Annotated in this window: 21 protein-coding genes and 1 pseudogene; 16 read left to right on the top strand and 6 right to left on the bottom strand. The window is 62.1% G+C overall.

Annotated elements, in window-relative coordinates:
- Positions 1-17 precede the first annotated feature (17 nt).
- Positions 18-566: pseudogene (locus tag IZV00_RS12310) on the top strand (thiamine phosphate synthase); the annotation flags it as partial.
- Between the two features lie 41 nt (positions 567-607).
- Here the strand turns inward: IZV00_RS12310 and IZV00_RS12305 are convergent.
- Together IZV00_RS12305 and IZV00_RS12300 are read right to left on the bottom strand one after the other, a co-directional pair.
- Complete coding sequence (locus IZV00_RS12305) at positions 608-1237, bottom strand: FMN-binding negative transcriptional regulator (protein WP_196224903.1); 630 nt, start codon at positions 1235-1237, stop codon at positions 608-610.
- A 178-nt stretch (positions 1238-1415) separates the two neighbouring features.
- Positions 1416-2144, bottom strand: coding sequence for a hypothetical protein (locus tag IZV00_RS12300; protein ID WP_196224902.1), 729 nt, complete (start codon positions 2142-2144; stop codon positions 1416-1418).
- A 225-nt stretch (positions 2145-2369) separates the two neighbouring features.
- Here IZV00_RS12300 and IZV00_RS12295 point away from each other — a divergent pair, with 225 nt between their 5' ends.
- The 6 genes from IZV00_RS12295 to IZV00_RS12270 all read left to right on the top strand — a co-directional run bounded on the left by IZV00_RS12295 (position 2370) and on the right by IZV00_RS12270 (position 9670).
- Entirely contained in the window at positions 2370-2819 is a 450-nt protein-coding gene (locus tag IZV00_RS12295) for a DUF3576 domain-containing protein (protein ID WP_196224901.1), read from the top strand.
- 86 nt (positions 2820-2905) lie between these two features.
- Entirely contained in the window at positions 2906-5422 is a 2517-nt protein-coding gene (leuS, locus tag IZV00_RS12290; protein ID WP_196224900.1) for a leucine--tRNA ligase, read from the top strand.
- Between the two features lie 97 nt (positions 5423-5519).
- On the top strand, positions 5520-6014 hold the full coding sequence (gene lptE / locus IZV00_RS12285) for an LPS assembly lipoprotein LptE (protein WP_196224899.1): 495 nt from the start codon (positions 5520-5522) through the stop codon (positions 6012-6014).
- The gene (gene holA, locus IZV00_RS12280; RefSeq protein WP_196224898.1) at positions 6011-7036 is read left to right on the top strand and encodes a DNA polymerase III subunit delta; all 1026 of its coding nucleotides are present in this window, start codon (positions 6011-6013) and stop codon (positions 7034-7036) included. The genes lptE and holA overlap by 4 nt, the downstream gene beginning before the upstream one ends.
- 39 nt (positions 7037-7075) lie before the next feature.
- Positions 7076-7480, top strand: coding sequence for a peptide-methionine (R)-S-oxide reductase MsrB (gene msrB / locus IZV00_RS12275; RefSeq protein WP_196224897.1), 405 nt, complete (start codon positions 7076-7078; stop codon positions 7478-7480).
- Between the two features lie 111 nt (positions 7481-7591).
- Positions 7592-9670 carry a transglycosylase domain-containing protein gene (locus IZV00_RS12270; protein WP_196224896.1) on the top strand — a complete coding sequence of 693 codons (2079 nt, stop codon included), beginning with the start codon at positions 7592-7594 and terminating at the stop codon, positions 9668-9670.
- On the opposite strand, the gene IZV00_RS12265 is transcribed toward IZV00_RS12270, so the two are convergent.
- A complete protein-coding gene (locus IZV00_RS12265; RefSeq protein WP_196224895.1) occupies positions 9667-10614 on the bottom strand; it encodes a retroviral-like aspartic protease family protein in 948 nt (315 codons plus the stop codon). The genes IZV00_RS12270 and IZV00_RS12265 overlap by 4 nt on opposite strands.
- 277 nt (positions 10615-10891) lie before the next feature.
- On the opposite strand from IZV00_RS12265, the gene rho reads away from it, so the two are divergent.
- Positions 10892-12148 (top strand): transcription termination factor Rho, encoded by a 1257-nt coding sequence (rho, locus tag IZV00_RS12260; protein ID WP_196224894.1) that lies wholly within the window; start codon positions 10892-10894, stop codon positions 12146-12148.
- A 21-nt stretch (positions 12149-12169) separates the two neighbouring features.
- On the top strand, positions 12170-12892 hold the full coding sequence (locus IZV00_RS12255) for a YjbE family putative metal transport protein (protein WP_196224893.1): 723 nt from the start codon (positions 12170-12172) through the stop codon (positions 12890-12892).
- Positions 12893-12960: 68 nt separating this feature from the next.
- Here IZV00_RS12255 and IZV00_RS12250 read toward each other — a convergent pair whose 3' ends face one another.
- Entirely contained in the window at positions 12961-13929 is a 969-nt protein-coding gene (locus IZV00_RS12250) for a quinone oxidoreductase family protein (RefSeq protein WP_230463200.1), read from the bottom strand.
- Between the two features lie 14 nt (positions 13930-13943).
- Positions 13944-14642, bottom strand: a complete 699-nt coding sequence (locus IZV00_RS12245; RefSeq protein WP_196224892.1) for a dienelactone hydrolase family protein — start codon at positions 14640-14642, stop codon at positions 13944-13946.
- A 142-nt stretch (positions 14643-14784) separates the two neighbouring features.
- On the opposite strand from IZV00_RS12245, the gene IZV00_RS12240 reads away from it, so the two are divergent.
- The 7 genes from IZV00_RS12240 to pepN all read left to right on the top strand — a co-directional run bounded on the left by IZV00_RS12240 (position 14785) and on the right by pepN (position 23407).
- Positions 14785-15039 (top strand): DUF6489 family protein, encoded by a 255-nt coding sequence (locus IZV00_RS12240; protein ID WP_196226641.1) that lies wholly within the window; start codon positions 14785-14787, stop codon positions 15037-15039.
- 7 nt (positions 15040-15046) lie between these two features.
- Positions 15047-16324 (top strand): tRNA uridine-5-carboxymethylaminomethyl(34) synthesis GTPase MnmE, encoded by a 1278-nt coding sequence (gene mnmE / locus IZV00_RS12235; protein WP_196224891.1) that lies wholly within the window; start codon positions 15047-15049, stop codon positions 16322-16324.
- Between the two features lie 60 nt (positions 16325-16384).
- The gene (gene mnmG, locus IZV00_RS12230; protein WP_196224890.1) at positions 16385-18235 is read left to right on the top strand and encodes a tRNA uridine-5-carboxymethylaminomethyl(34) synthesis enzyme MnmG; all 1851 of its coding nucleotides are present in this window, start codon (positions 16385-16387) and stop codon (positions 18233-18235) included.
- Positions 18232-18873 carry a 16S rRNA (guanine(527)-N(7))-methyltransferase RsmG gene (gene rsmG / locus IZV00_RS12225; RefSeq protein WP_196224889.1) on the top strand — a complete coding sequence of 214 codons (642 nt, stop codon included), beginning with the start codon at positions 18232-18234 and terminating at the stop codon, positions 18871-18873. Before mnmG ends, rsmG begins: the two co-directional genes overlap by 4 nt.
- On the top strand, positions 18870-19652 hold the full coding sequence (locus IZV00_RS12220) for a ParA family protein (protein ID WP_196224888.1): 783 nt from the start codon (positions 18870-18872) through the stop codon (positions 19650-19652). The genes rsmG and IZV00_RS12220 overlap by 4 nt, the downstream gene beginning before the upstream one ends.
- The gene (locus IZV00_RS12215; RefSeq protein WP_196224887.1) at positions 19649-20575 is read left to right on the top strand and encodes a ParB/RepB/Spo0J family partition protein; all 927 of its coding nucleotides are present in this window, start codon (positions 19649-19651) and stop codon (positions 20573-20575) included. Before IZV00_RS12220 ends, IZV00_RS12215 begins: the two co-directional genes overlap by 4 nt.
- A 231-nt stretch (positions 20576-20806) precedes the next feature.
- On the top strand, positions 20807-23407 hold the full coding sequence (gene pepN / locus IZV00_RS12210; RefSeq protein ID WP_196224886.1) for an aminopeptidase N: 2601 nt from the start codon (positions 20807-20809) through the stop codon (positions 23405-23407).
- A 47-nt stretch (positions 23408-23454) separates the two neighbouring features.
- Here pepN and IZV00_RS12205 read toward each other — a convergent pair whose 3' ends face one another.
- Entirely contained in the window at positions 23455-24069 is a 615-nt protein-coding gene (locus IZV00_RS12205) for an ABC-type transport auxiliary lipoprotein family protein (RefSeq protein WP_196224885.1), read from the bottom strand.
- Between the last annotated feature and the right edge of the window lie 10 nt (positions 24070-24079).

Raw genomic sequence — 24079 nt, 5'->3', positions numbered from 1 at the left:
TGCTATAGGCGAGGGCGATGAGAGCTCGCTACGCTAAAAATATGCCCTCCATCTGGTTGGTCACGGACGAGCGCGTTCCTTCCGCAGTGCTGCTGGCAAGTGCCGCGCGGTTGCCTAAGGGTCGGGGGGGAATCTTGTTCCGGCACTATCGCACGGGGCCGCGTGAACGGCGGGCGCTATTCGATCGTGTGGCGGAGGTTGCACGGCGGCGGCGCTTGGTGCTGCTGTTGGCGGGACCGGCGCGGGAGGCGGCAGCCTGGGGCGCTGATGGCTGGCATGGGCGCGGGGCCGGGTGGGCTGCACGGCCTTTGTTGCGCAGCATGGCCGTTCATAATGCGCGGGAGTTGCGAGGGGCCGAGCGTGCGGGGGCGGACCTTATCTTCCTGTCGCCACTCTTTGCCACGCGGTCGCATCCGGGGGGAAGGGTGCTCGGACGGGTGGGATTCGCGGCGTTGGCGCATCGGGCGGGGATCCCGGTGGTTGCCTTGGGGGGCGTTCGCGCGGGGCATTGGCGGATGTTGAAAGGACTGGGTGCTTCGGGGTGGGCGGCGATTGATGGGTTGACGGGGGGATCGGGTGGTGGAGTGATAGCGGGTAATCTGGGCGCTTATCCGCCGTTAGACCGCGCCGCGACCTCCTCGGCGAGCTCAACGAGCCCTTCTGCTCGCAGGCCTTGCTCAACACCTAGACGGTTAGGCAATGGTTGGTTTTGACTAGCCTTCCATTTGCCCTCGACCCGATCGACTGGAACCTCAAGGCCGACGATGCCCTTCATTTGGCCTGCCAAAAAATCGTCTGGCGCATCAGTGACGCTCCAAGGCTCGGCTCGTTCTTGTTCGTGGATCGTTGTGAGTTCATCAAGCTGACGACTCAACCAAGCCGTATCATCGATAATTCTTGGCGTCCCCCAAACCTGAATAATCACATAATTCCAAGTAGGAACAACACGCCCGTGTTCTAGCTTAGTAGGATACCAAGATGGGCTGACATATGCCTGCGGCCCTTGAAACATGACCAGTGCTGGCGTTTCCTCCCGCAGATCAGCGATTTGTTCATTTGCTTTGGCAAGGTGCGCTTGAAGAAAATCGCCGTTTGGCGTGGTCTTCAGAATGAACGGCACGACATTGACGATCAGGCCCGATGCGCCCGCAGTGATTAGCGTGCCTAAAGGGTGAGCGCGAATTGCGGTACGTATGACATCCGGACGATCTTCTCGAAATGCAGGGGGGCGATACATCCCGTGTTGTTACCCGACACGGCAAACGCTCGCAAATGGTCGTTAGCTGTCACCCGCGGTGAGCGGGGCGCTTGTGTCGAGGGCTCGGCCTAGCCTCACGAGATCCCAGCATTCGCTGGGATGACGAGGGAGCAGCGTTTAACAGCGGTGGGAAACCGAGTGTCTCAGCTCGTTAAGATCAGAACTTGAACACAGTCCCGAGATAGACGGCCTGATTATCCTGCCGCTCGTCGGTCATGGGGGTCAGGCGGCCGATCACGCTGTTGTTGTAGCGCAGGCCCGCGGTGACGTTCAGGTTGCGCGTCAGCGAGTAGGAGCTGGCTAGATCCAGCGAATAATCCTTGTCCGCATTGGGGCGCGCGGCCGTGCCCAGATCGCGGCGGCTTTCGATCATCACCTTGGTGCTGAAACGGTTCTTGCTTCCCTGATCCAGCGAGAAATTCTTTGCGCCAGCCATCTGCTCGATCGAAACCGGGTCCAGTTCCTTGCGGCCGACAGCTTCGGGCAGGGCGAATTTGCGCCAGTTATGCGCACTGTTCAGGCTGAACGCGACGGGGGCGATGCCGACCGGGTCGATCGTGCGGCTGACCGTAACGCGATCGTTGAGATCAGCGGCGCGGACCATCACCGTCACCGAACGCTGCCCGCTGAGCGAACCGCTGGTGGGTGTGAAGCGGAAATTCTGACGGCCAGCCGACGCTGCGATCCGCGCATAGGCGGCAGCCAGGCGCGGGTCCTTGGTCGTGGGCGTGAAGGAGGAAATGCTGCCCAGAGCGCCAAGGGACACCGGCACGTCGGCGCGTAGTCGGGCAAGATCGGTCGCGGCGCCAATAGCGGGAGACAGCATAAAGCCAGCGACGGCAACTGCCGCGCTTGCCAATGCCAAATATCCCCTATTCATGCGCATAACGCGAATCTCTTCCCCACCGACTTATTTTCAATACTTGTACACCCGTCGGGCCGCGATGGGTAGTACGTCATGACCTTTTTGTCCGGGCTGTTGCACGGAACACACAGAGTCCAAAACGCGGCAGGCGGCCAAGCGTTGCAACTGCTGCCACGGCCCCCTTGCCCATTGCGACGGCTTCTCTATAGAAGCGGGGCGTTTTTCTTCAATATGGGACATGCCCTGATGGTCCGCCGCCTACCCGCTTCTATTTCCGCCGGTCTGCTGCTGGCCGCGCTTTTGCCGCTCGCTGCCTGCGGCGGCGGGGCCAAGGAACGTCCCAAGGCCGATCTGGCCGCGTCCAAGGTGACGACGATCGGCGTCAACAGCTATCTGTGGCGGGCGACGCTGGACACGCTGTCCTTCATGCCGATGGTGCAGACCGATTCCAACGGCGGCGTGATCGTGACGGACTGGTACGCCAATCCGAATTCGCCCAATGAACGGATGAAGCTGACCGTGTCGATCCTGGACCAGGACCTGCGCGCCGATGCGCTGCGTGTCGCGGCCAGCCGTCAGGTCAATCAGGGCGGCCAGTGGGTCGATGCGCCGGTGCAGGCCGCCACGGTCCAGAAGCTGGAAGAGATCATCCTGACCAAGGCGCGCGACCTGCGACGCATGGCGATCGCAGGCTAAGCCCTTCCTTTCATCCAATTTCTTGAACAACAAAGGGGCTGGGCTTGGAAGAGCTCAGCCCGCATGCATTTTGGGGACGTGAACAGATGCAAAGGCGCTTCAACCCGCTTGAGGCCGATGCCCGCTGGCAGGCCGTTTGGGACGAGAAGCAGACGTTCAAGGCGTCGGATACGAGCGACAAGCCGCGTAGCTACGTGCTGGAGATGTTCCCCTATCCGTCTGGGCGCATCCATATCGGCCATGTCCGCAACTATTCGATGGGCGACGTGCTGGCACGGTTCCGTCGGATGACCGGACATGAAGTGCTGCATCCGATGGGCTGGGATGCGTTCGGCATGCCGGCGGAAAATGCCGCGATGGAAAAGAAGGTGCATCCGGGCGACTGGACCCGGTCCAACATCGCGACGATGCGAGCGCAGCTCAAGAAGCTCGGCTTTGCGCTCGATTGGAGCCGGGAACTGGCGACTTGCGAGCCGGACTATTATGGGCAGGAGCAGGCGCTGTTCCTGGACATGCTGGAAGCGGGGCTCGTCTACCGCAAGGAAAGCGCGGTTAATTGGGACCCGGTCGACATGACCGTGCTGGCCAATGAGCAGGTGATCGACGGCAAGGGCTGGCGCTCGGGCGCTCCGGTCGAGAAGCGCAAGCTCAGCCAGTGGTTCCTCAAGATCACGCAGTTTGCTGATGATTTGCTGAGCGGATTGAAGACGCTGGATCAGTGGCCCGAAAAGGTGCGGCTGATGCAGGAGAACTGGATCGGCAAGTCGGTTGGTCTGCAATTCCGCTTCAAGTTGGACGAGGCGGTAGACGGGATCGAGGAACTGGAGGTTTTTTCGACCCGGCCCGATACGATCTTTGGTGCGAGCTTTGCGGCGATTGCGGCGGATCATCCGATCGCCTTGGCGCTGGAGGCGAAGGATGCGGGTCTGGCTGCGTTCGCTGAGGAATGCCGTCATAGCGGCACGGCCGCGGCGGAGATCGAAACGCAGGAGAAGAAGGGCTATGACACCGGGCGGTCGGTGATCCATCCCTTTACCGGCCGTAAGCTGCCGCTGTTCGTCGCGAACTTCGTGTTGATGGAATATGGCACGGGCGCGGTCATGGCAGTGCCGGGGCATGACCAGCGCGACCTCGACTTTGCGCGCAAATATATGCTGCCGGTCGAGCGCGTGGTCGCGGCTGAGGGTGATGAGGAAAAGGGCATTGGCGAGGAAGCCTATGCCGGGTCGGGTCGCCTGGTGAACTCTGATTTCCTCAACGGCATGAGCGTTGACGACGCCAAGGCGGAAGTGATCCGTCGCGCCGAAGAAGGCGGCTGGGGCACCGGCACCACCGTGTTCCGCCTGCGCGACTGGGGCGTGTCGCGCCAGCGCTATTGGGGAACGCCGATCCCGGTCATCCACTGCGACGATTGCGGGCCGGTGGGCGTGCCCAAGGACCAGCTGCCGGTCGTGCTGCCGGAGGATGTCAGCTTCGATATTCCGGGCAATCCGCTCGACCGCCATCCGACATGGAAGCATGTTGATTGCCCCAAATGCGGCAAGGCGGCGCGGCGCGAGACGGATACGCTGGATACTTTCGCGGATTCCAGCTGGTATTTCATCCGCTTCGCCAGCCAGCCCAAGGACAAGCCCTTTGATCGGGAAACGGTCGAGAAATGGCTGCCGGTGGGGCAATATATCGGCGGCGTGGAACATGCGATCCTGCATCTGCTCTACGCGCGGTTCTGGACGCGGGCGCTTCAGCACATGGGGCAGTTGGGCTTTGTCGAGCCGTTCACTGGCCTGTTCACGCAGGGGATGGTGACGCATGAAACCTACAAGTCACCCGAAGGCGGCTGGCTCGCCCCGCAGGATGTGGAGCGGCAGGGCGACAAGGTGGTGATGATCGAAGGTGGAGCGCCGGTGACGGTGGGCCGCGTCGAGAAGATGTCCAAGTCCAAGAAGAATGTCGTCGATCCCGATGACATCATCGCCCAATATGGCGCGGACGCGGTGCGCTGGTTCATGCTGTCCGACAGCCCGCCGGAGCGCGACCTGCCCTGGACCGAAAGCGGCATCGAGGGCAGCTGGCGCTTCATCAATCGCCTCTGGAGGCTGTTTGGAGAGGCCGACAAGAGTGCCGAGGGTGAAGATAAGGCGCTGGACCGCAAGCTGCACCAGACGATCGATGGCATCGCCAAGGATATTGAGGCGCTGTCCTTCAACAAGGCGGTGGCGAAGATCTACGAACTGACCAATGCGGTGGAGAAGGCCAAGCCTTCGGCGAGCCGCAGCGCGGCGATCCGGGCGCTGGCGCTGCTGGTCGCGCCGATGACGCCGCATCTGGCGGAGGAAGCCTGGGCGGACATGGGTGAGCAGGGCCTGATTGCGGATGCAGCCTGGCCCGCTGTTGATCCGGCGCTATTGATCGAGGATGAGGTGACGATTGCCTGCCAGGTGATGGGCAAGCTGCGCGACACCATCACCGTGCCCAAGGGGACGAGCAAGGATGAGCTGGAACGGCTCGCCCTTGCGGCGCCCAATGTGGCGCGGACGCTGGACGGCGCGACACCGAAGAAGGTGATCGTGGTGCCTGACAGGCTGGTCAATCTGGTGATTTAATTGGCGTCTTTCGGGCGGGACGCGCTGTGGCATTTTTCTTTCGAAGAGGAAGAAGGGGGCTTCGACAGGCTCAGCCCGAACGGATATAGGGTTGCTGATGAGATACGCTGTTCCCCTCCTGCTCCTCGCCACGCTCTCCGCTTGTGGTCTGCGTCCCGTCTATAGTGGCGGCAGTCATGGCGCGGTCGCGCAGAAGTTGGGCAGTGTCGAGGTTGCGCCGATCGAGGGCAAGGGCGGCTGGCTGGTGCGCAATGCGCTCAACGATCGCCTGTCCGCAATGAGCGGCGCGGGGCCAAGCTACAAGCTGGTGGTGAAGCTGGATGATCAGATCAGCGGCTTTGGCTTGCGTGCGGACCAGGCGATCACGCGCGAACGGCGGACGTTGCGGGCGCGCTATCAGTTGATCGATGCGGCCACCGGCGCGCAGGTGATCGATGATACGGCGGGGTCGGACGCGGGCATCGACGTAACCTCCAGCGAATATGCGACCATCGCGGCGGAAGATACCGCGCTGGAGCGGCTGTCGCAGACTATTGCGGACCAGATCGTATCCCGGCTGGCGCTGTTCGCGGCGAGGGACCAGCAGCGTTGAAGGCCAATCGCGGCCAGATTGAAAAGGCGCTGGACGCACCCCCGGCCGATATCCGTTTCTTCCTGCTCTACGGACCCGATGAGGCGGGGAGCGCGGCGCTGGGCAAGCGGCTTGAACGGGCGATGGGGCCGGAGGCGGAGCGCGTCGATCTGGATGGGCCGACATTGCGGGACGATCCCGCCCGATTAGCGGACGAGGCCGCGTCCTTTTCCATGTTCGGTGACCGGCGCTGGATACGCGTCAACGGCATGGGCGAGGAGTCGCTGCCCGCGGTGACGGCGTTGTTCGAAGCGCTGGCGGCAGGCAATCCGGTGATCGCGACCGCAGGGGCGCTGAAGGGTACGTCCAAGCTGTTGAAGCTGGTGCTCGACAGTCCGCTGGCCATGGCGTTCGCCTCCTATCAGCCGGATGCGCGGGAGGCAGAGCAGATTGCCGTGGCGATCGCGCGCGAAGGGGGACTACGCCTGCCCGCCGAGTTGGCGAAGCGGATCGTGGACCTGACCAATGGCGACCGCGCGTTGATGGGCGGTGAGATCGAGAAGCTGATCCTCTATCTGGACGCCGCGCCGGATCGGCCAGCCGAGGCGACGGCGGAAGCATTGGACGCGCTGTCGGCTGACAATCCCGATTCGGACGCGGCGCCGCTGGTCAATGCCGTGCTGGGGGGCGACCTGCGCGCCATGCATCGGGAACTGGGGCGTCTGGCTGAGGCAGGGACCGCGATGGCGGCGGTGCTGCGTCCGCTTCTGACCCGTGCGATGCTGCTCGCCAATATCCGTTCGTCCTTCGATGACAGCGGACGGCTGGAGGGAGCGGTCGAGGCGGCAGGCAAGCAGGTGTTCTGGAAGGAAAAGGGCATCGTTACCCGGCAGGTGCGGCTGTGGGATGCGCACGGTATCGCGCGGGTGATCCAGCGGCTGGCGCAGGCGGAGCGAGCGAGCCGGTCGGGCAGGGGCCTTGGCGACCTGATGGTGCGCCATGAACTGCTCGCCATCGCGCGGCAGGCGGCGCGGGAGCGCTAAGCGCTTGATCGCAGGAAGTGGCGTCGCCATATTGCGGCCATGGACAAGCTCAACCTGACCGACGCCGAATGGCGCGAGCGCCTTTCTGCCGAACAATTTCATGTGTTGCGAGAGGCGGGGACGGAGCGGGCCTTTACCGGCAAATATAACAGCAACAAGGCCGACGGCGTCTATTTTTGCGCCGGTTGTGGGGCCGAACTGTTCGATGCCGAGGAAAAATATGACAGCGGCTCTGGCTGGCCGAGCTTTACCGCGCCGGTCGACATCGACGCGGTGGAGGAGATTCGCGACAGCAGCCACGGCATGATCCGTACCGAAGTGCGTTGCGCCAAGTGCGAAGGACATTTGGGCCATGTCTTTCCCGATGGTCCGGGCGTCAACGGTCTGCGCTATTGCATGAACAGTGCATCGCTGGACTTCAAGCCGCGCGACGAGGTTGAATAATCATTCATCGCCGGTAAAGCGTCGCTCCTCTTGAGAACCAAGATCATAAGGTTGTCAGCGCCCTTTTTGCGCTGGTGGCTTGATCCCTTAGCGCGTATCCGGGCGATGTAGATGGCACGAGCAGGCAAGAGCAAGGACACGCCCGGGGGCGCGAAGCGGTGGCTGATCCGGGGCATCAAGTTCGGGCTGGTCGCGACAGTGGGCGCTTTGTTCGCGATCGTCGTGGCGGTAGTGATCGCCTACCAATCGCTGCCCGATTATGAATCGCTAAAATCATCGCCCAATGGACAGATGATCCGCGTCCATGCCGCGGACGGCAGCGTGATCGTGTCGTTGGGGCCGAGCTTTGGCCGGTGGATGGCCTATGATCAGATCCCGACGGTGATGGTCGATGCGATGGTTTCCACGGAGGACAGGCGCTTTTACCTGCATCCCGGCGTCGATCCAATCGGCATGGCGCGCGCGACCTGGGTGGCGCTGGAGAATCGGGGCAAGGGCCGCCGCTGGCAGGGTGCGTCGACCATCACCCAGCAGGTGACGCGCAACATCTTCCTCAACAACAGCTATAGCTGGGGCCGCAAGGTCAGGGAAATGATCCTGGCGCTGGCGCTGGAGCGGAAATTTTCCAAGCGGCAGATATTGGAGCTGTACCTCAACAAGGTGTATTTCGGGGGCGGCGCCTATGGAATCGACGCCGCCAGCCGCAAATTCTTTGGCCACCCCGCCGCCGCGCTCAGCCTGCCGGAAGCGGCGATCATCGCGGGGCTGGTGAAGGCGCCGTCGAGCTATTCGCCCACCGCCGATGCCGAAGCGGCGATCGGCCGTGCAGGCGTCGTGCTGGAACTGATGCAGGAAAATGGCGCGATCAGCGCGGCGCAGCGGGCGAGCATCGACCTAAACGACGTCAAGATGGCGCCGGAGCCACCGCAAAACAGCGTGCGCTATTTCACCGACTGGGCACTGCCGCAACTTGATGTGCTGGTGGACGAGCCCAATGAGCCGCTGGAGGTCTACACCACCATCGATCTGGGCATGCAGAAGGCGGCGACGGCGGCGATCCAGGCCAATGTGCCGGGGGGCGCTCAGGGCGCGCTGGTGTCGCTCGATCGCGATGGAGCGGTGCGGGCGATGGTCGGCGGGCTGGACTATGTGACGTCCAACTACAACCGCGCGACGACCGCCACGCGGCAGCCGGGCTCGGCCTGGAAGATATTCGTCTATATGGCGGCGCTGGAGGCGGGCTATACGCCTGATACCGGCGTTACGGACAAGCCGGTGACGATCAACGGATGGAGCCCACGCAACAGTTCGGGCCGCTATTCCGGCGACATCGATGTTCGGACGGCCTTCGCGTACTCCATCAACACGGTTGCCGCGCAGCTGGGCGTGGAGGTTGGCTTCCCCACGGTGGCGGACATGGCGCGGCGCTTTGGTGTGACGACGCCGATCAATACGCATCCCTCGATGGTCTTGGGCACGTCCGACGTGCGTCTGATCGACATGACCCGCGCCTTTGCCTCCATCGCGCGCAAGGGGGTGGCGGTGACGCCCTATGGCATCACGAAGGTGACGACGGCGGACGGGCGGCTGCTTTACCAGCATCAGGATGATACCAGCCGCGTGCTTGTCGCGCCCTGGGTAGCGGCGGGGATGACGGACCTGATGCAGACGGCGGTCAGCACGGGCACGGGCAAGGCGGCGCAGATCGGTCGGCCCGTGGCGGGCAAGACGGGCACCACCAGCAGCAACAAGGATGGCTGGTTCCTGGGCTTTTCCAGCGGGATCACCACGGGCGTCTGGATGGGCAGGGACGATGCGCGGCCGGTGAGTGTTTTGCAGGGTGGCCGCGCGCCCGCCCATGCCTTTGCCGACTATATGAAGGTCGCCGTATCCCGCCGCCCGGTCGAGCAGTTCGAGACGCAGGTGACGCTGCCCGAATGGCAGCTGGAGCCCGACGACGAGGCCTATTATGGCCAGCCCGATAATGGAACGGGCGGGGGCATGATGGTCGATGAAAATGGATTGCCGATCAGCCAGGAGCCGCAGCAGCAGCAGCAAGATCAAGAGCCCCAGCAGGACGATCAGTCGGTTGACCAAGCGGCCCCTGCCCGGACGGCGCCGCCAAAGCTGGACCAGCAATGGATTGATCAGGTGCTCGGCCGCGACAGGCAGCGGACTTCGCCGCGCTAACCGGCCTGTCGGGGCGCTGCTGCGAAGCGTCGTGGATCAAAGGCGCTGGCATCCGGCATCAGGAAATCGACCTTGCCCCGGCCGAAGTCGATGGCGACGCGATCAAACATTCTGAGGGCCTGAATGCCCAGTAGCAGGGTCGGCTTGTCCTGCAGCCCAAGTTCGCTGAATGGCTGGGCATCGGCGAACATGACTGGCAGGTCGGTCAAGGCGATGGGTCCCATGCGGATCCTGCCGATGCGCCCAAGCTGACCTGTCAGGGTCTCGCCGGTTACGCTCATCAGGCTGATCTCGTTCATCGCCGGGGCGCGCTTCTTGCGGATCAGCTTGTCGCGCAGGGCGAGATTGCCGACGCTCAGATGCGTGCCGGTGTCGAGGATGATGTTGACCTTCAATCCATTGGCGTCGGAATGCAGCAGGATCAATTGCCCCTTGCGCCGCCGCGCCTCGACGATGATGGCGTTGGGATCACGCCATGAGGGACGGCTGGCGCCGATTTCCACTCGGCCGGTGCGGAAATTCAGGAGGAGGCGCTTGGCATGCAGGCTGTCGAGCCCGAGCAGCCCCGCCGCGCCGAGATGGTCACCCTCCAGCACGGGCGCTTCGATGTCATCGACCGTTTCCGCGCCATAGCCGAGCCGTGGAACGGCGACGGTCCGCGTTTCCTGGCGACCCGCCATGCTGACGATGGTGACATGGTGTCGAGCGGGCAGGGCGAGCTGATCGGCAAGGTCACGGGAGATGACGGTGCGCTGCGATCCGGTATCGACGATGAAGTTCCAGGGGCCGCGTCCATCGATGTGGATGGGGATGGAGACGCGGTCGTCACTGGTCGAGAGGGTGCGGACCACGGCGGGCGGATCGGCCGCAGGGACCGCCTGACCCGCGGCGGGCGGGCAGATCATCAGCATGGCCATTGCAGGGACGAGATAAGGCCGTCTCATGCCCTTCGCCTCTTCAGCTAGAGCGCCAAGTCATAGCATGGATCGCCAAGGCCGGTCCATTGCCGCAACTGCTGCACCATTTGCCGATGAAGGCGGCGGGGGCCAGCATTTCCAGCAAGGCGGGGCCAAGCGACACCTTGACTTTGGGGGGCGCTGATCGCTAAACGCGGACGGTCTATCCCGGCCGTCCAGCGCCGGAGTCCCGTGTTTTCCATACCGGGCGACTCTCCTTTTTCGTATTTCCAATCTTCATCTCTCGTCATCGGACTCAAGTCGAATGCACCTTAAAGACCTCAAGAAGAAATCACCCGCCGACCTGGTCACTACGGCGGAAGAACTGGGCGTCGAAGGCGCATCGACCCTGCGCAAACAGGACCTGATGTTCGCGATCCTCAAGGCTGAGGCGGAAAATGGCGAGCAGATCATGGGTGAGGGCACGATCGAAGTGCTGCCCGACGGCTTTGGCTTCCTGCGCTCGCCTGAAGCGAACTTCCTTGCCGGTCCCGACGATATCTATGTGTCGCCCAACCAGGTCCGCAAATTCGGCTTGCGCACCGGCGATACGGTGGAAGGCGAAATCCGCGCGCCCAAGGATGGCGAGCGCTATTTCGCGCTGACGAAGCTTATCTCCGTCAACTTCGATGACCCGGATGTCGTCCGGCATCGCGTCAACTTCGACAACCTGACGCCGCTCTATCCGACGCAGAAGCTGGTGCTCGATACGCTCGACCCCACGGTCAAGGACAAGTCGGCCCGCGTCATCGACATCGTTTCGCCACAGGGCAAGGGGCAGCGCGCGCTGATCGTCGCGCCGCCGCGCACGGGTAAGACGGTGCTGCTCCAGAATATCGCCAAGGCGATCACCGACAATCATCCCGAAGTCTTCCTGATCGTCCTGCTGATCGACGAGCGTCCGGAAGAAGTGACCGACATGCAGCGCAGCGTGAAGGGCGAGGTTGTGTCCTCGACCTTCGACGAACCCGCGCAGCGCCACGTGCAGGTCGCCGAAATGGTGATCGAAAAGGCCAAGCGCCTCGTGGAACACAAGAAGGACGTGGTGATCCTGCTCGATTCGATCACCCGCCTCGGTCGTGCCTATAACACCGTTGTGCCTTCGTCGGGCAAGGTGCTGACGGGCGGCGTTGACGCCAATGCGCTCCAGCGTCCCAAGCGCTTCTTCGGCGCCGCGCGTAATATCGAGGAAGGCGGTTCGCTCTCCATCATCGCCACCGCGCTGATCGATACCGGCAGCCGCATGGACGAAGTCATCTTCGAAGAGTTCAAAGGCACCGGCAACTCGGAAATCGTCCTCGATCGCAAGGTCGCGGACAAGCGCATCTTCCCGGCGCTGGACGTTGGCAAATCGGGCACCCGCAAGGAAGAATTGCTGGTCGATAAGGCCAAGCTGTCCAAGATGTGGGTGCTGCGCCGTATCCTGATGCAGATGGGCACGGTCGATGCGATGGAATTCCTGCTCGACAAGATGAAGGATTCCAAGACCAACGAAGATTTCTTCGATTCGATGAACCAATAAGCGGAGTTATATCGGGCCGTTATGATCGACCTTCTTACGACTGCCGCCGCTGCCGCACAGGGTATGGGTTCGCCCGCCGATATTTGGGGGCACATCGCCAACGATTTCAGCAATATCGGTTCTCCGGCTGCCTTGTCGGCCTTTGGCCAAGTGCTGATGATCGACATCCTGCTGGCTGGCGACAACGCGATTGTCGTGGGCGCGCTTGCTGCCGGTCTGCCGGTGCAACAGCGCCAGCGCGTCATCTTGATCGGTATCATAGCCGCATTGGTGTTGCGTATCGGTTTTGCCTTGGTCGTGACGCAGTTGATGCAGATCGTAGGCCTCATTCTGGCGGGCGGCTTGCTGCTGCTGTGGGTTAGCTGGAAGATGTGGCGCGAACTGCACCCGAAGCGTGGGGCGGACACGCCGGACGATCCCAGCGACGATGACATATCGGGACTGCGTCCCGCCAAGAGCTTCGCGGCTGCCGCATGGGCTGTCGCTGTTGCCGACGTATCGATGAGCCTGGACAATGTTCTGGCCGTGGCAGGCGCGGCGCGTGATCATCCCGGCATCCTGATCATCGGCCTTATTCTGTCGGTTGCGCTGATGGGTGTGGCGGCTAACATCATTGCCAAATATATCGAGCGTTTCCGGTGGATCGCTTATCTGGGTCTGGCCGTCATCATCTATGTTGCCGTCAAGATGATCTATGAGGGTATCATCGACCATCAGGTCGGCATTCTGACCCTCTTTGTGTGATTGAGGCGAGCAGGGGCGGGCTTGTGCCCGTCACCTGCTCGACCCATTTTCAGACTTCTTCAGCGCGCCTATGGCACCAGGATAGTGCTACCGACGGTTCGCCGCCCCTCCAGCGCCCGATGTGCATCAGCAGCCTCCGAAAGGGCGAAACGCTGGCCGATATGGGCGCGAATGACGCCCCTCAGCATGCGATCGAACAGGCGGTCACTGACATGCTTCAACTCCTCCTGCGACACGATATAGTCGAACAGGGTGGGGCGGGTCACATAGAGGGATCCAGCGCGACTGAGTTCCAGCAGGCTGACCGGCGGTACTGGGCCAGACGCATTGCCATAGCTCACCATCATGCCGCGCCGCCTGAGCGAGGCAAGCGACGCGCTCCAGCTATCCTTCCCCACGCCATCATAGACAACGTCCACGCCATGACCTTCCGTCAGGGCACGCACCCGGTCGGCGAGGTCCGTCAACGGGCAGTGTAGGCTGTGATCGGCCTGCACCTTTGCAGCCTTTTCCGCCGACCCGCTATGGGCGATGACCACGACACCCTTGTCCCGAAGCCAGGGCACGAGCACGGAACCTACGCCACCGGCGGCGGCATGGACCAGAGCGACCTGACCGGCCCGGAGCGACAATATATCCTCCGCGAGGAAGCAGGCGGTCATGCCCTTCAGCATCATCGCGGCGGCTTCATCCGTGCCGATTTTGTCAGGGATCCTTAAGACGCGGTCGGCGGCGACCGTGCGATGGGTGGCATAGGCGCCCATGCCGCCCGCCGAGCCGACCTTGTCGCCGATCGCCAGCCCGCTGACACCCGGCCCCAAGGCCACGACATAGCCCGCTCCTTCAACGCCGAGGGTGAGGGGGAGCGGGGATTCGTAGAGGCCCGACCGATGATAGGTGTCGATGAAGTTCAAGCCGATCGCATCCTGAGTGATCAGCACCTCACCCTCGGTCGGAGGAGCGGGATCGAAATACTCCCGCTCGATCACCTCCGGACCGCCGGTCGCGCGGACGATCATGCGCCAGGCTTGTGTCATGAGTGGCGCGTCGGTCAGAGATGTGTGGCGAAAAAGTCAGCCGTGCGCTGATCGGCCAGTTGCGCGGCTTCCTCGACCCGGCGCGCGCCCATTTCAGCGGCGAAGCCATGGTCGAGCCCCTCATAATCGTGAAGGGTGATGTGGCGATTGTCTTTCAGGCCGTCGTGCATCGTCTTCTGCACTTCCGGCGGCACGAATCCGTCAGCGGTGGGAATGTGCAGCAAGACGGGTTTGCCGATAGCATGCTGCTCGCCCAGAAGATTGTCGATGCCCACGCCATAATAGCCGACAAAGGCGTCGCCATCCGTCCGGCAGGCGGCCATGAAGGTCAGCCGGCCGCCAAGGCAGTAGCCGACCACGCCGACCTTCCCTGTGCCGCCCAGTTCCGCCCGAGCGAATTTGATCGCCGATTCAATGTCATAGATGGCGAGGTCCTGGTCCAGCTTCTGCATGTGGCCGATTGCCGCCTGAAATTGTTCCGGAACATCCGCATCCAGTTCGACATGCGCGGTGTCGCGCCAGAACAGGTCGGGAGAAATCGCCAGATATCCTTGGCTGGCCCAGTAGTCGCATTTGCGGCGAATGCCTTCATTCACGCCGAAGATTTCCTGAATGACGATAATTGCCCCGCGCGGGGTTCCGTCGGGTCGAGCAACATAGGCGTCGAATTGCGCATCGCCCTCAAGGGTCGAAATCGGCGTAAATGATCCCATGGCTGATGTCCTTTCATTCTCTGCACTGGTCGAAGGATAAGCGGGTTTTGCAAAACCGCCAACGCTGCTGTGCCCAAATTATTTGCGTTCAGGGGCCATGTTGCGGCATGACGACGATGGCTGGCAATTGAAGGTGCGCAGGATGAAAGTAACGGTCGACGTAGATTGCACCCCAACCGAGGCGCGGGCTTTTCTGGGCCTGCCTGATGTCACGCCCATTCACGACAAATATGTGAAAACGATGCTGGACAGCTTTGACGGCATCGCCAGCGCCGAACAGATGGAAACGATGTTCAAAAGCTTCTCTCCTCTGGGGGATGCGGGGATGCGCCTGTTCCGGCAGATGATGGACATCGGCCTTTCTGGCGTTGCCGGGAAGAATGGCGACAAGTCCTGAGCCGTTAATGGCGGACACGATTTTCGCCCTGTCGAGTGGTGCGCCACCGGCAGGGATTGGGGTCATTCGGATAAGTGGCCCTGCTGCCGCTGCCGCCTTGCAGGGCCTTGCGGGGCAACTTCCCGAACCCCGGCGGGCGCGGCTGGCTTTGCTGAAAGACCCGCGCAACGGGGCGCCTCTCGATCGCGCGCTCATCCTCTGGTTTCCTGGCCCCGGCACTGCGACCGGGGAAGACCTGGCGGAGTTGCATTGCCATGGCGGTCGGGCTGTGGTCGCGGGGCTGGAGGATGCGCTCAGATCCTTTGAAGGCGTGCGGCAGGCCCAGCCGGGTGAGTTTACCCGCCGGGCCTTTATGAATGGGCGGATGGATCTTAATGAGGTCGAGGGGCTGGCCGATCTTCTCGCCGCCGAAACCCAGCAGCAACGGCGCGCGGCTCTGCTCATGTCCGAGGGGCATTTTTCCCGTCAGCTGGAGCAGTGGCAAAGGAGCTTGCTTGATCTTTCCGCCATGGCGGAGGCGGCGCTCGATTTTTCCGATGAGGATGATGTCCCTGAACATGGGGCCGAGGAACGTATCGGCTCAGGTATAGCCGGACTCATCGGGGAGGTGCGGTCGGCGCTGAGTGCGCCTTCGGCCGAGCGTTTGCGGGATGGCATCCGGGTGGTGCTGGCCGGGCCGCCCAATGCGGGGAAGTCCACGCTGTTAAATGCACTGGTGGGGCGGGAGGCGGCGATCGTCTCCGACGTCGCGGGTACGACGCGCGATCGCATCGAAGTGCCCGCAGCGCTTGGCGGCACAGCTTTTCTTTTCACCGATACCGCGGGTTTGAGAGAGGCGACATCGGACGTCATCGAAGCGATCGGCATGGACCGGGCGCGCGCGGCGTTGGACAGTGCCGACATCATCCTGTGGCTTGGCGATCCGGACGAAGTACCGCGCGAGGACGCGATAATTGTCGGTGCTCAATGTGATCGGCACGCGGTGACCAGAGGGTTGCCCATATCGGCGGTCACGGGTGAGGGGATGGAAACCCTCATCGCATTGCTTTTGGAGCGAGCGGCTGCGTTGCTGCCGGGGGTAAGCGAGTATGCTCTGCATGAAAGGCAGCGGGAGGGTGTTGCGCTGCTGCTCGGCCATTTGGAAAATGCCTTGCCGCAGTCAGACCTTCTCATTGTCGCGGAAGAGCTTCGGCATGCACGTGCGGCGATCGATGCGCTGACGGGGCGGGCAAGTACCGAGCATATGCTCGACCGGCTCTTTGCAGGATTTTGCATCGGCAAATGACCGCTGTTCCACGTGGAACAGTTTTGACCGCGAGGCCCCAATTCTGATAAGGGCGCGGGCATGCAGACAGCTTTTGACGTGATAGTGGTTGGCGGCGGCCATGCCGGGTGCGAAGCGGCGGATGCAGCTGCTCGCAAGGGCGCGCAGGTTGCGCTCCTAACCTTCGAAAAAGCAACGGTGGGGGCGATGTCATGCAACCCAGCGATCGGGGGTTTAGGCAAAGGTCATTTGGTGCGTGAGGTTGATGCGCTGGATGGACTGATAGCGCGTGCCGCCGACGCTGCTGCCATACATTATCGGATGTTGAACAGCAGCAAGGGTGCGGCCGTTCAGGGGCCGCGCGTGCAGGCCGATCGATCACATTATCGGGCCGCCATTCACCGCATGATCGATGCGCAGCGCGGGATAGAGATCATGGAGGGTGAGGCTGCGGCGCTGCTGCTGAAGAATGGCTCGGTAGAAGGGCTGGAGATGGCAGACGGACGCCGCTTGTCCGCGCCCGCCATTGTGTTGGCGACGGGCACGTTTCTGGGCGGCAAATTGTTCCGGGGCGAGGAAACGCTGGCGGGCGGACGAACAGAGGAGCGGGCGGCAACGGTATTGGGTGTCCAGCTTCGTGGGCTGGGCCTGCCGATTGCGCGGCTGAAGACCGGGACCCCGCCGAGGCTGGATGGGCGATCGATAAATTGGGGGGTGCTGGAGGAGCAGCCGTCTGACTGTGGCGATTGGACCATGTCTGCCCTCTCCGCAGGGCGGCAGCTTCCGCAATTGAGCTGCGCGATCACGCGTACCAATGAGGCGACCCACGCGATCATCCGTGGGGGGCTGGGGCGCTCGCCATTGTTCAGCGGGGCGATCGAGGGGCGCGGTCCTCGATACTGTCCTTCGATCGAGGACAAGGTGATCCGTTTCGGTGATCGTGACGGGCATCAGATTTTTCTGGAGCCGGAAGGGTTGGGAAGCCATCTGGTTTATCCCAATGGGATCAGTACCTCTCTGCCTGCCGATGTGCAGGAGCAGATGGTCAGGTCGATGGCGGGGCTGGAGCGCGCCGAGATCGTAGTGCCCGGCTATGCGGTGGAATATGATCATATCGATCCGCGCGCGTTGGACCACAGTCTGGAGATGCGAGACGTCCCCGGCCTCTTCTGTGCGGGGCAGATAAATGGCACGACGGGATATGAGGAGGCGGCGGCGCAAGGGCTGGTCGCCGGTGTGAATGCGGCTGCACGTGCCAAGGGCGATGCGCCGATGATCCTCGATCGGGCGAGCAGCTATATCGGTGTGATGGTCGATGACCTGGTGCTGCAAGGCGTGACTGAGCCTTACCGAATGCTAACCGCGCGGGCGGAATATCGCTTGCGGCTGCGGGCGGACAATGCGGGAAGCAGGCTGGAAGAGGTTGGCCGAGTGCATGGTATATTGGGCAAGGAGCGGCTGGCTCATTATGACGGGCGGGCTTCGCAGCGCGCCAGTGTGGATGAGGAGTTGGGGCAACTGCTGAGCGCCACTCAGCTTGCACGTGCAGGTGGGACTGTCCGACAGGACGGCTCGCGAAGAACCTTGTTTGAATGGGCACGGTTTCCGGAAGTCCAGCGGGAATTGCTGTTCGCTTTGGCGCCGTCGCTTACGTCAATAGACGAGAGTCTGCGGGACGAAATATTGGAGGACGCTCATTACGCTCCCTATCTCGAGCGCCAGGCGGCGGAGATTGCGGCCTTGCGTCGCGACGAGCGGGTGTCGATTCCTGCCGACTTTGATTTCGGGGCAATCGGTGGACTGTCGAGCGAGATGATTGAAAGGCTTGATAAGGCTCGCCCCGATACGCTGGCGGCTGCGGGCCGCATTCGAGGCATTACCCCAGCGGCTTTGGCCGCGTTGCTGGTCCATATTCGGCGTCAAGCCGCATGACGGAGGATGAGGCGAAGGCGTGGTTGGAGCAGCATTTCCTCGTTTCACGTGAAACATGGGATAAGCTGGAGGGCTATGTGCAAATGTTGCTGTCCGAGATGGATCAGCAGAATTTGATTGCAGAGTCCACGCGTGATCATGTCTGGGTGAGACATATTGCGGACTCGGCTCAGCTTCTGACATTAGCCGATAGTGCGGGGGATGGTCTTTGGATCGACCTCGGATCGGGGGCGGGTTTGCCGGCCATCGTGATCGCCATCTTGAGCGACCGGCCCGTGCTTATGATAGAATCGCGGCGTAAGAGGATAGATTTCCTGAATGAGGTGATCGACCGGGTTGGCATCAAAAATGCCCAAGTTTACGGCGGACGGGTGGAGAGCGCTTCCTCAAGGGCGGCGGCAGTAATCAGTGCGCGCGCTTATGCGCCGTTGGAGCGCCTCTTCCCCTCGGCGCTCCATTTGTCCGATAGTCGAACCCTTTGGGTGTTGCCAAAGGGGCGTAATGCGCAGAATGAACTGGAGGCGGCGCGATCCTCGTGGCAAGGTGTGTTTCACGTGGAACGCAGCATCACCGACCCGGAAAGCGCAATCATCATAGCGCAGTCGGTAGCGCCAAGGGGCAAGAAAGGTCGCAAATGATCCGTATCGCCATTGCGAATCAAAAGGGTGGGGTGGGGAAGACCACAACGGCGATCAACTTGGCAACCGGGCTTGCTGCTACTGGCCTGAGAGTGTTGTTGATCGATCTTGATCCCCAGGGAAATGCTTCCACGGGATTGGGGGTCCATCAATCTGATCGTACCTGGTCGAGTTACGATTTGCTCGTCGGGAATTGCGCTATTGAAGACGCGATCCTGCCGACCCGTGTGCCGAAACTCGATATCATCGCGGCGACGCAGGATTTGTCGGGGGCCGAGATCGAACTGATCGAATATGAGGAACGGACCCACCGACTCGAGCGGGTGCTGAGCGAAGCGCAGGTCGGTAGGTGGGATATCTGCCTCATCGATTGTCCCCCTTCACTCGGCCTCCTGACCATCAATGCGATGGTGGCGGCCCAATCATTGCTCGTTCCGCTTCAGTGTGAATTCTTTGCGCTGGAGGGCCTGTCCCAGCTGTTGCAAACGGTGGAGCGCATTCGCGGCCGTTTCAACCCGGGTCTTTCGATCATGGGCGTGGCGCTTACCATGTATGATCGGCGTAATCGCCTTACCGATCAGGTCGCGGATGATGTCCGCGCCTGTCTGGGCGACTTGGTGTTCTCAACGGTTATTCCGCGGAACGTTCGGCTTTCGGAAGCGCCAAGCCATGGCGTTCCGGCGCTCATCTACGACTTCCGCTGTTCTGGTTCGGAGGCCTATATGCGCCTCGCCCGTGAACTGATTTCGCGTCTGCCCCCACAGGAGGTTGCGGCTTGAGCAACGAGAATGATGATAAGCTGAAGGTCATTAAGCGTCCTCATGGACTGGGACGGGGCCTTTCAGCGCTGCTGGGCGACGTAACGAGAGAAGAGCCGGTCGCGCCGCAGGCCGTTTCCGCTTCGACCAAGGCTATCCAGAGCATCGAAGTCGCTTTGATCCAGCCGCATCCGGAGCAGCCCCGGCGTCATTTTGACGAAGGCGCCTTGGCGGAGCTGGCGGACAGCATCGGGAAGCGCGGCGTTATTCAGCCGATCATCGTGCGTCCCCATGGTGGCGGATTTCAGATCGTTGCGGGGGAGCGACGGTGGCGAGCGGCGCAGCGTGCGCAATTGCACCGTATTCCGGCGATTGTCCGTGATTTTGATGAAGCCGAAACGCTCGAAATCGCGCTGGTGGAGAATATCCAGCGCGAAGACCTGAACCCGATCGAAGAAGCGGAAGCCTATCGCAAGCTGATCGCGGACTTCAATCACAGCCAGGAAGCGCTGGGGCGGATCGTTGGCAAATCGCGCAGCCACATCGCCAATCTTATTCGGCTGCTCGATCTTCCGGCCTCTGTGCAGCAACAGGTCGTTGAGCAGAAGCTATCGATGGGTCATGCCCGAGCGCTGATCGGCGCGCCGGATTGTGAGACGCTAGCAAAGACAGTGGAGGCCAAGGGCCTGTCGGTGCGCGATACCGAAGACTTGGTGCGCCGGTCGAAAAAGGGGGAAGGCGCGGCGCCGCGAGGCCGGGCCTCGCCGGGAACGGTCAGTAAAGACCCCGATATCGCGGCGCTTGAACAGCATCTTGCGGATATATTGGGCGTTAAAGTCGACATTGGACATGGGGAGGGCGCGGGCGGCACGCTGTCGTTGCGCTATTCGACGCTCGATCAGCTCGACATGCTGTGCCAGCGCCTGTCCGGTGAGCGTATCTGAAAAAGGCAAGCGCTGCTTGATCAGCCGCGCACCACTGGCATCTGACGAGAGTCTTTCCCGGAGCATGACCCGATCAAAACTGTCTGAGATCATGCTCTAATGTTGCGGCGCTGTCTAAGTCAGCAGGCGCAGCCGCCCTGGCCCGAAAACGCTCGGTTTAACTCTTGTTTTCCGCATTTTCCGGGCCAGCGGGTGATACCCCCTGCCTGGAAAATGCTCTAGATTGCAGTGATGGCTGACATACAATCTGCAAACGCTCCCGCGCCCCTTGTCGTTCGACGTCAGGACTATAGGCCGCCCGACTGGCTCGTCCCCGAGATTGAGCTGGACTTCCTCTTGGACCCCGCGTGTACGACGGTAAGGGCAAGGCTGAGCGTCAGTCGCAATGGTGCGCATGATCGCGCGCTGAGGCTGGACGGAGATGAACTGACTCCCGTCGAGGTCAAGGTGGACGGCCGCCCCCTCGGCTCGGGGGAGTCGAAGATGGATGGCGGTGCCTTGATTATCCCACTTTCGGGTGGGGTTCATCAGGTGGAAACGCTGGTGGAGCTTGCTCCTGAGCATAACAGCAAGCTGATGGGTCTTTATGCCAGTGGCGGGCTGCTTTGCACCCAATGTGAGGCGGAGGGATTTCGCCGGATCACCTTCTTCCCGGATCGGCCGGACATCCTCTCCCGCTATTCCGTGCGAATGGAGGCGGACAAGACGCGCTATCCGATCCTGCTTTCCAATGGTGATCCCGTCGCGCAGGGCGAACTTTCCGGTGGGCGGCATTGGGCACGATGGACCGATCCATATCCCAAGCCCTGCTATCTCTTCGCGCTCGTGGCGGGCGACCTTGCCTGCAACAGCGACAGCTTCGTGACGATGAGTGGGCGCGAGGTGAAGCTGGGCATCTGGGTGAAGGAAGCCGACTTGTCGCGCACGGGCCACGCCATGCAGGCGTTGAAGAACAGCATGGCTTGGGACGAGCGTGTCTATGGCCGTGAATATGACCTGGACGTCTTCAATATCGTCGCCGTGGCGGACTTCAACTTCGGGGCGATGGAGAATAAGGGCCTTAACATATTCAATTCGCGCTACATTCTGGCCGATCCCGAGACCGCGACGGATGCCGACTATGACGGCGTCGAAGGCGTGGTGGCGCATGAATATTTCCACAACTGGTCGGGAAATCGCGTCACTTGCCGGGACTGGTTCCAGCTTTCGTTGAAGGAAGGGTTCACCGTCTTTCGCGATCAGAACTTCTCGGCCGATATGGGTAGCGAGGCGGTCAAGCGCATTGAGGATGTGCGGGTGCTGCGCGCGGCGCAGTTTCAGGAAGATGCAGGTCCGCTAGCTCATCCGGTCAGGCCGGAATCCTACATGGAAATCAGCAACTTCTATACGGCGACCATCTACAACAAGGGCGCTGAACTGATCAGGATGATCGCGCTGATGCTGGGGCCGGACCGCTTCCGCGCCGCGACCGACCTTTATTTTAAGCGGCACGATGGCGAGGCGGCGACTTGCGAGGATTTCGTCCGGGCGATGGAAGAGGGGGGTGGGGTGGACCTTACCCAGTTCCGCCGCTGGTATGAGCAGGCCGGAACGCCGCATGTCCGGGCCAGCCTGACGCATGATCCCGTCACCCAGACCGCTGAGCTGCTGTTGGAGCAGAACACGCCGCCGACACCGGGCCAGCCGGAAAAGCTTCCGTTCGCCCTGCCGCTTCGTACAGCCTTGTTCGATCGCGGCAGTGGCGGAAGTGCGGGCGAGATGCTGTTGATGCTGACACAGAAGCAGCAGCGCTTCACCTTCAAGGGCTTTGCTGTTGCGCCGATTCTGTCCATCAATCGTGGCTTCTCAGCGCCGGTGATCGTTGAAACAGATAGGAGTCAGGCCGATCTGGCTTTCCTGTCCGCGCATGATGATGATCCCTTCGCTCGCTATGAAGCGATGCAGCAGTTGATGGTGAATGCCTTGGTCGGCCATGTAGCCGGGCAGGCGCTGGACGCAGCTGCAATCATCACGGCGATCCGGGATACCGTGACCGACCCGCATCTTGATGGGGCATTCATTGCGGAAGCCATTCGCCTGCCGAGCGAAGCCTATCTAGGCGATCAGATGGTTCAGGTCGATCCGGATGCCATCCATGAGGCTCGCGATGCGTTGCAGGGCCGGATCGGCCGGGAGTTGGAGTCCCTCTGGCGCGAGCTGCACGTGCGAAACAGGGCGAACGGCTTTTCGCTGTCCCCTGCCGCGAAGGGCGCGCGCAAGCTGCGTAACGGCGCCTTGGTCTATCTGGTGGCTTCGGGCGCGGCGGACGGGGCGGCGTTGGCCTTTTCCCAATTTGACGAAGCCGATAACATGACGGAGCGGCAATCGGCTCTTGCGACCCTTGCCAACGGTCGCAGCGAGGAGCGGGAGGCGGCGCTCGACATCTTCTATAACCGCTATCGGGATGATCCGCTGACGCTGGACAAATGGTTCCAGACGCAGGCTTTTGCTTCCCACCCTGATACCGTCGATCTGGTGGAGGAGCTGGGGCGGCACCCCGACTTCACCCTAGCCAATCCAAACCGGGTCCGTTCGCTTTTTGGCGCGTTCGCCGGAAACCAATGGGCGTTCCATCATAGGTCGGGCAAGGGCTATCGACTTGTGGCCGACTGCATCATTGCGCTCGACAAGCTCAATCCGCAGACCGCCGCGCGGCTGGTTCCGCCACTGGGGCGGTGGCGGCGCTTCGATGAGGGAAGGGCTGGCCTGATGCGCAGCGAGTTACAGAGGATTTTGGGTCAGCCGGGCCTGTCGAAGGACGTTACCGAGCAGGTGAGCAAGAGCCTGGATTAAGGCGACATTCGCCATGCCGATACAGGTTCGGCATGGCGTGCTGTCCCTCAGCGCCCGCTGGCCGCCAGCCATGCCGCGACGTCGGCAGCCACCTTGTTCGCGGCGCTGTTGAGCGGAGCGCCGATGGTCGTCGCATCGATCTTGCCGCCTATGGGGGCGCTTGCCGTGAACCGCTGGCGCGCGATCGCGGTGCCGCCGGGTCCGGCAAGGATAGCGTCATAGGTGACCACGGCGCTGTTGCTTGCTTCATCCAGGCCGAAATCGACCAAGTCACCCATCAGGCGCTGGCCCGCATCGGCGGAATATTGACCGGGATCGAGCACGATACGGTTGCTGCTGGCGGCGATGGTTTCGGACAGCAGCTTCTGAAACAGATGACGCGGCGTATCGGCCCACTGCACCTTGGTGACATAGGCGAGCGATGTGGGCGACGTGCGCACCGGCACGCGCACCGTGTCGAGGAGCTTGGGCGCTTCGGGATCGGCGACCGTGAGGGTGGTCCCTGCGGTGGCGCTGCGGAGCGTACCGGGAGCGACCTTCTGGGCCGCGTCGAGTGACAGCAGCCGTTCGGGCGGCTTCCCGCCGAAGGAAACGCAGCCTGACAGTGCCGCGGCGAGCGCCAACATGAGGGGAAGGGCGGCAGGTTTCTTGTGGAACGTCATCGCGGTCCCT

Source organism: Sphingobium sp. Cam5-1 (assembly GCF_015693305.1).
In the GTDB taxonomy this organism is placed as follows: Bacteria; Pseudomonadota; Alphaproteobacteria; order Sphingomonadales; family Sphingomonadaceae; genus Sphingobium.
The sequence above is the reverse complement of the archived record's forward strand: the minus strand, read 5'-3'. Positions and strand labels throughout refer to the sequence as shown.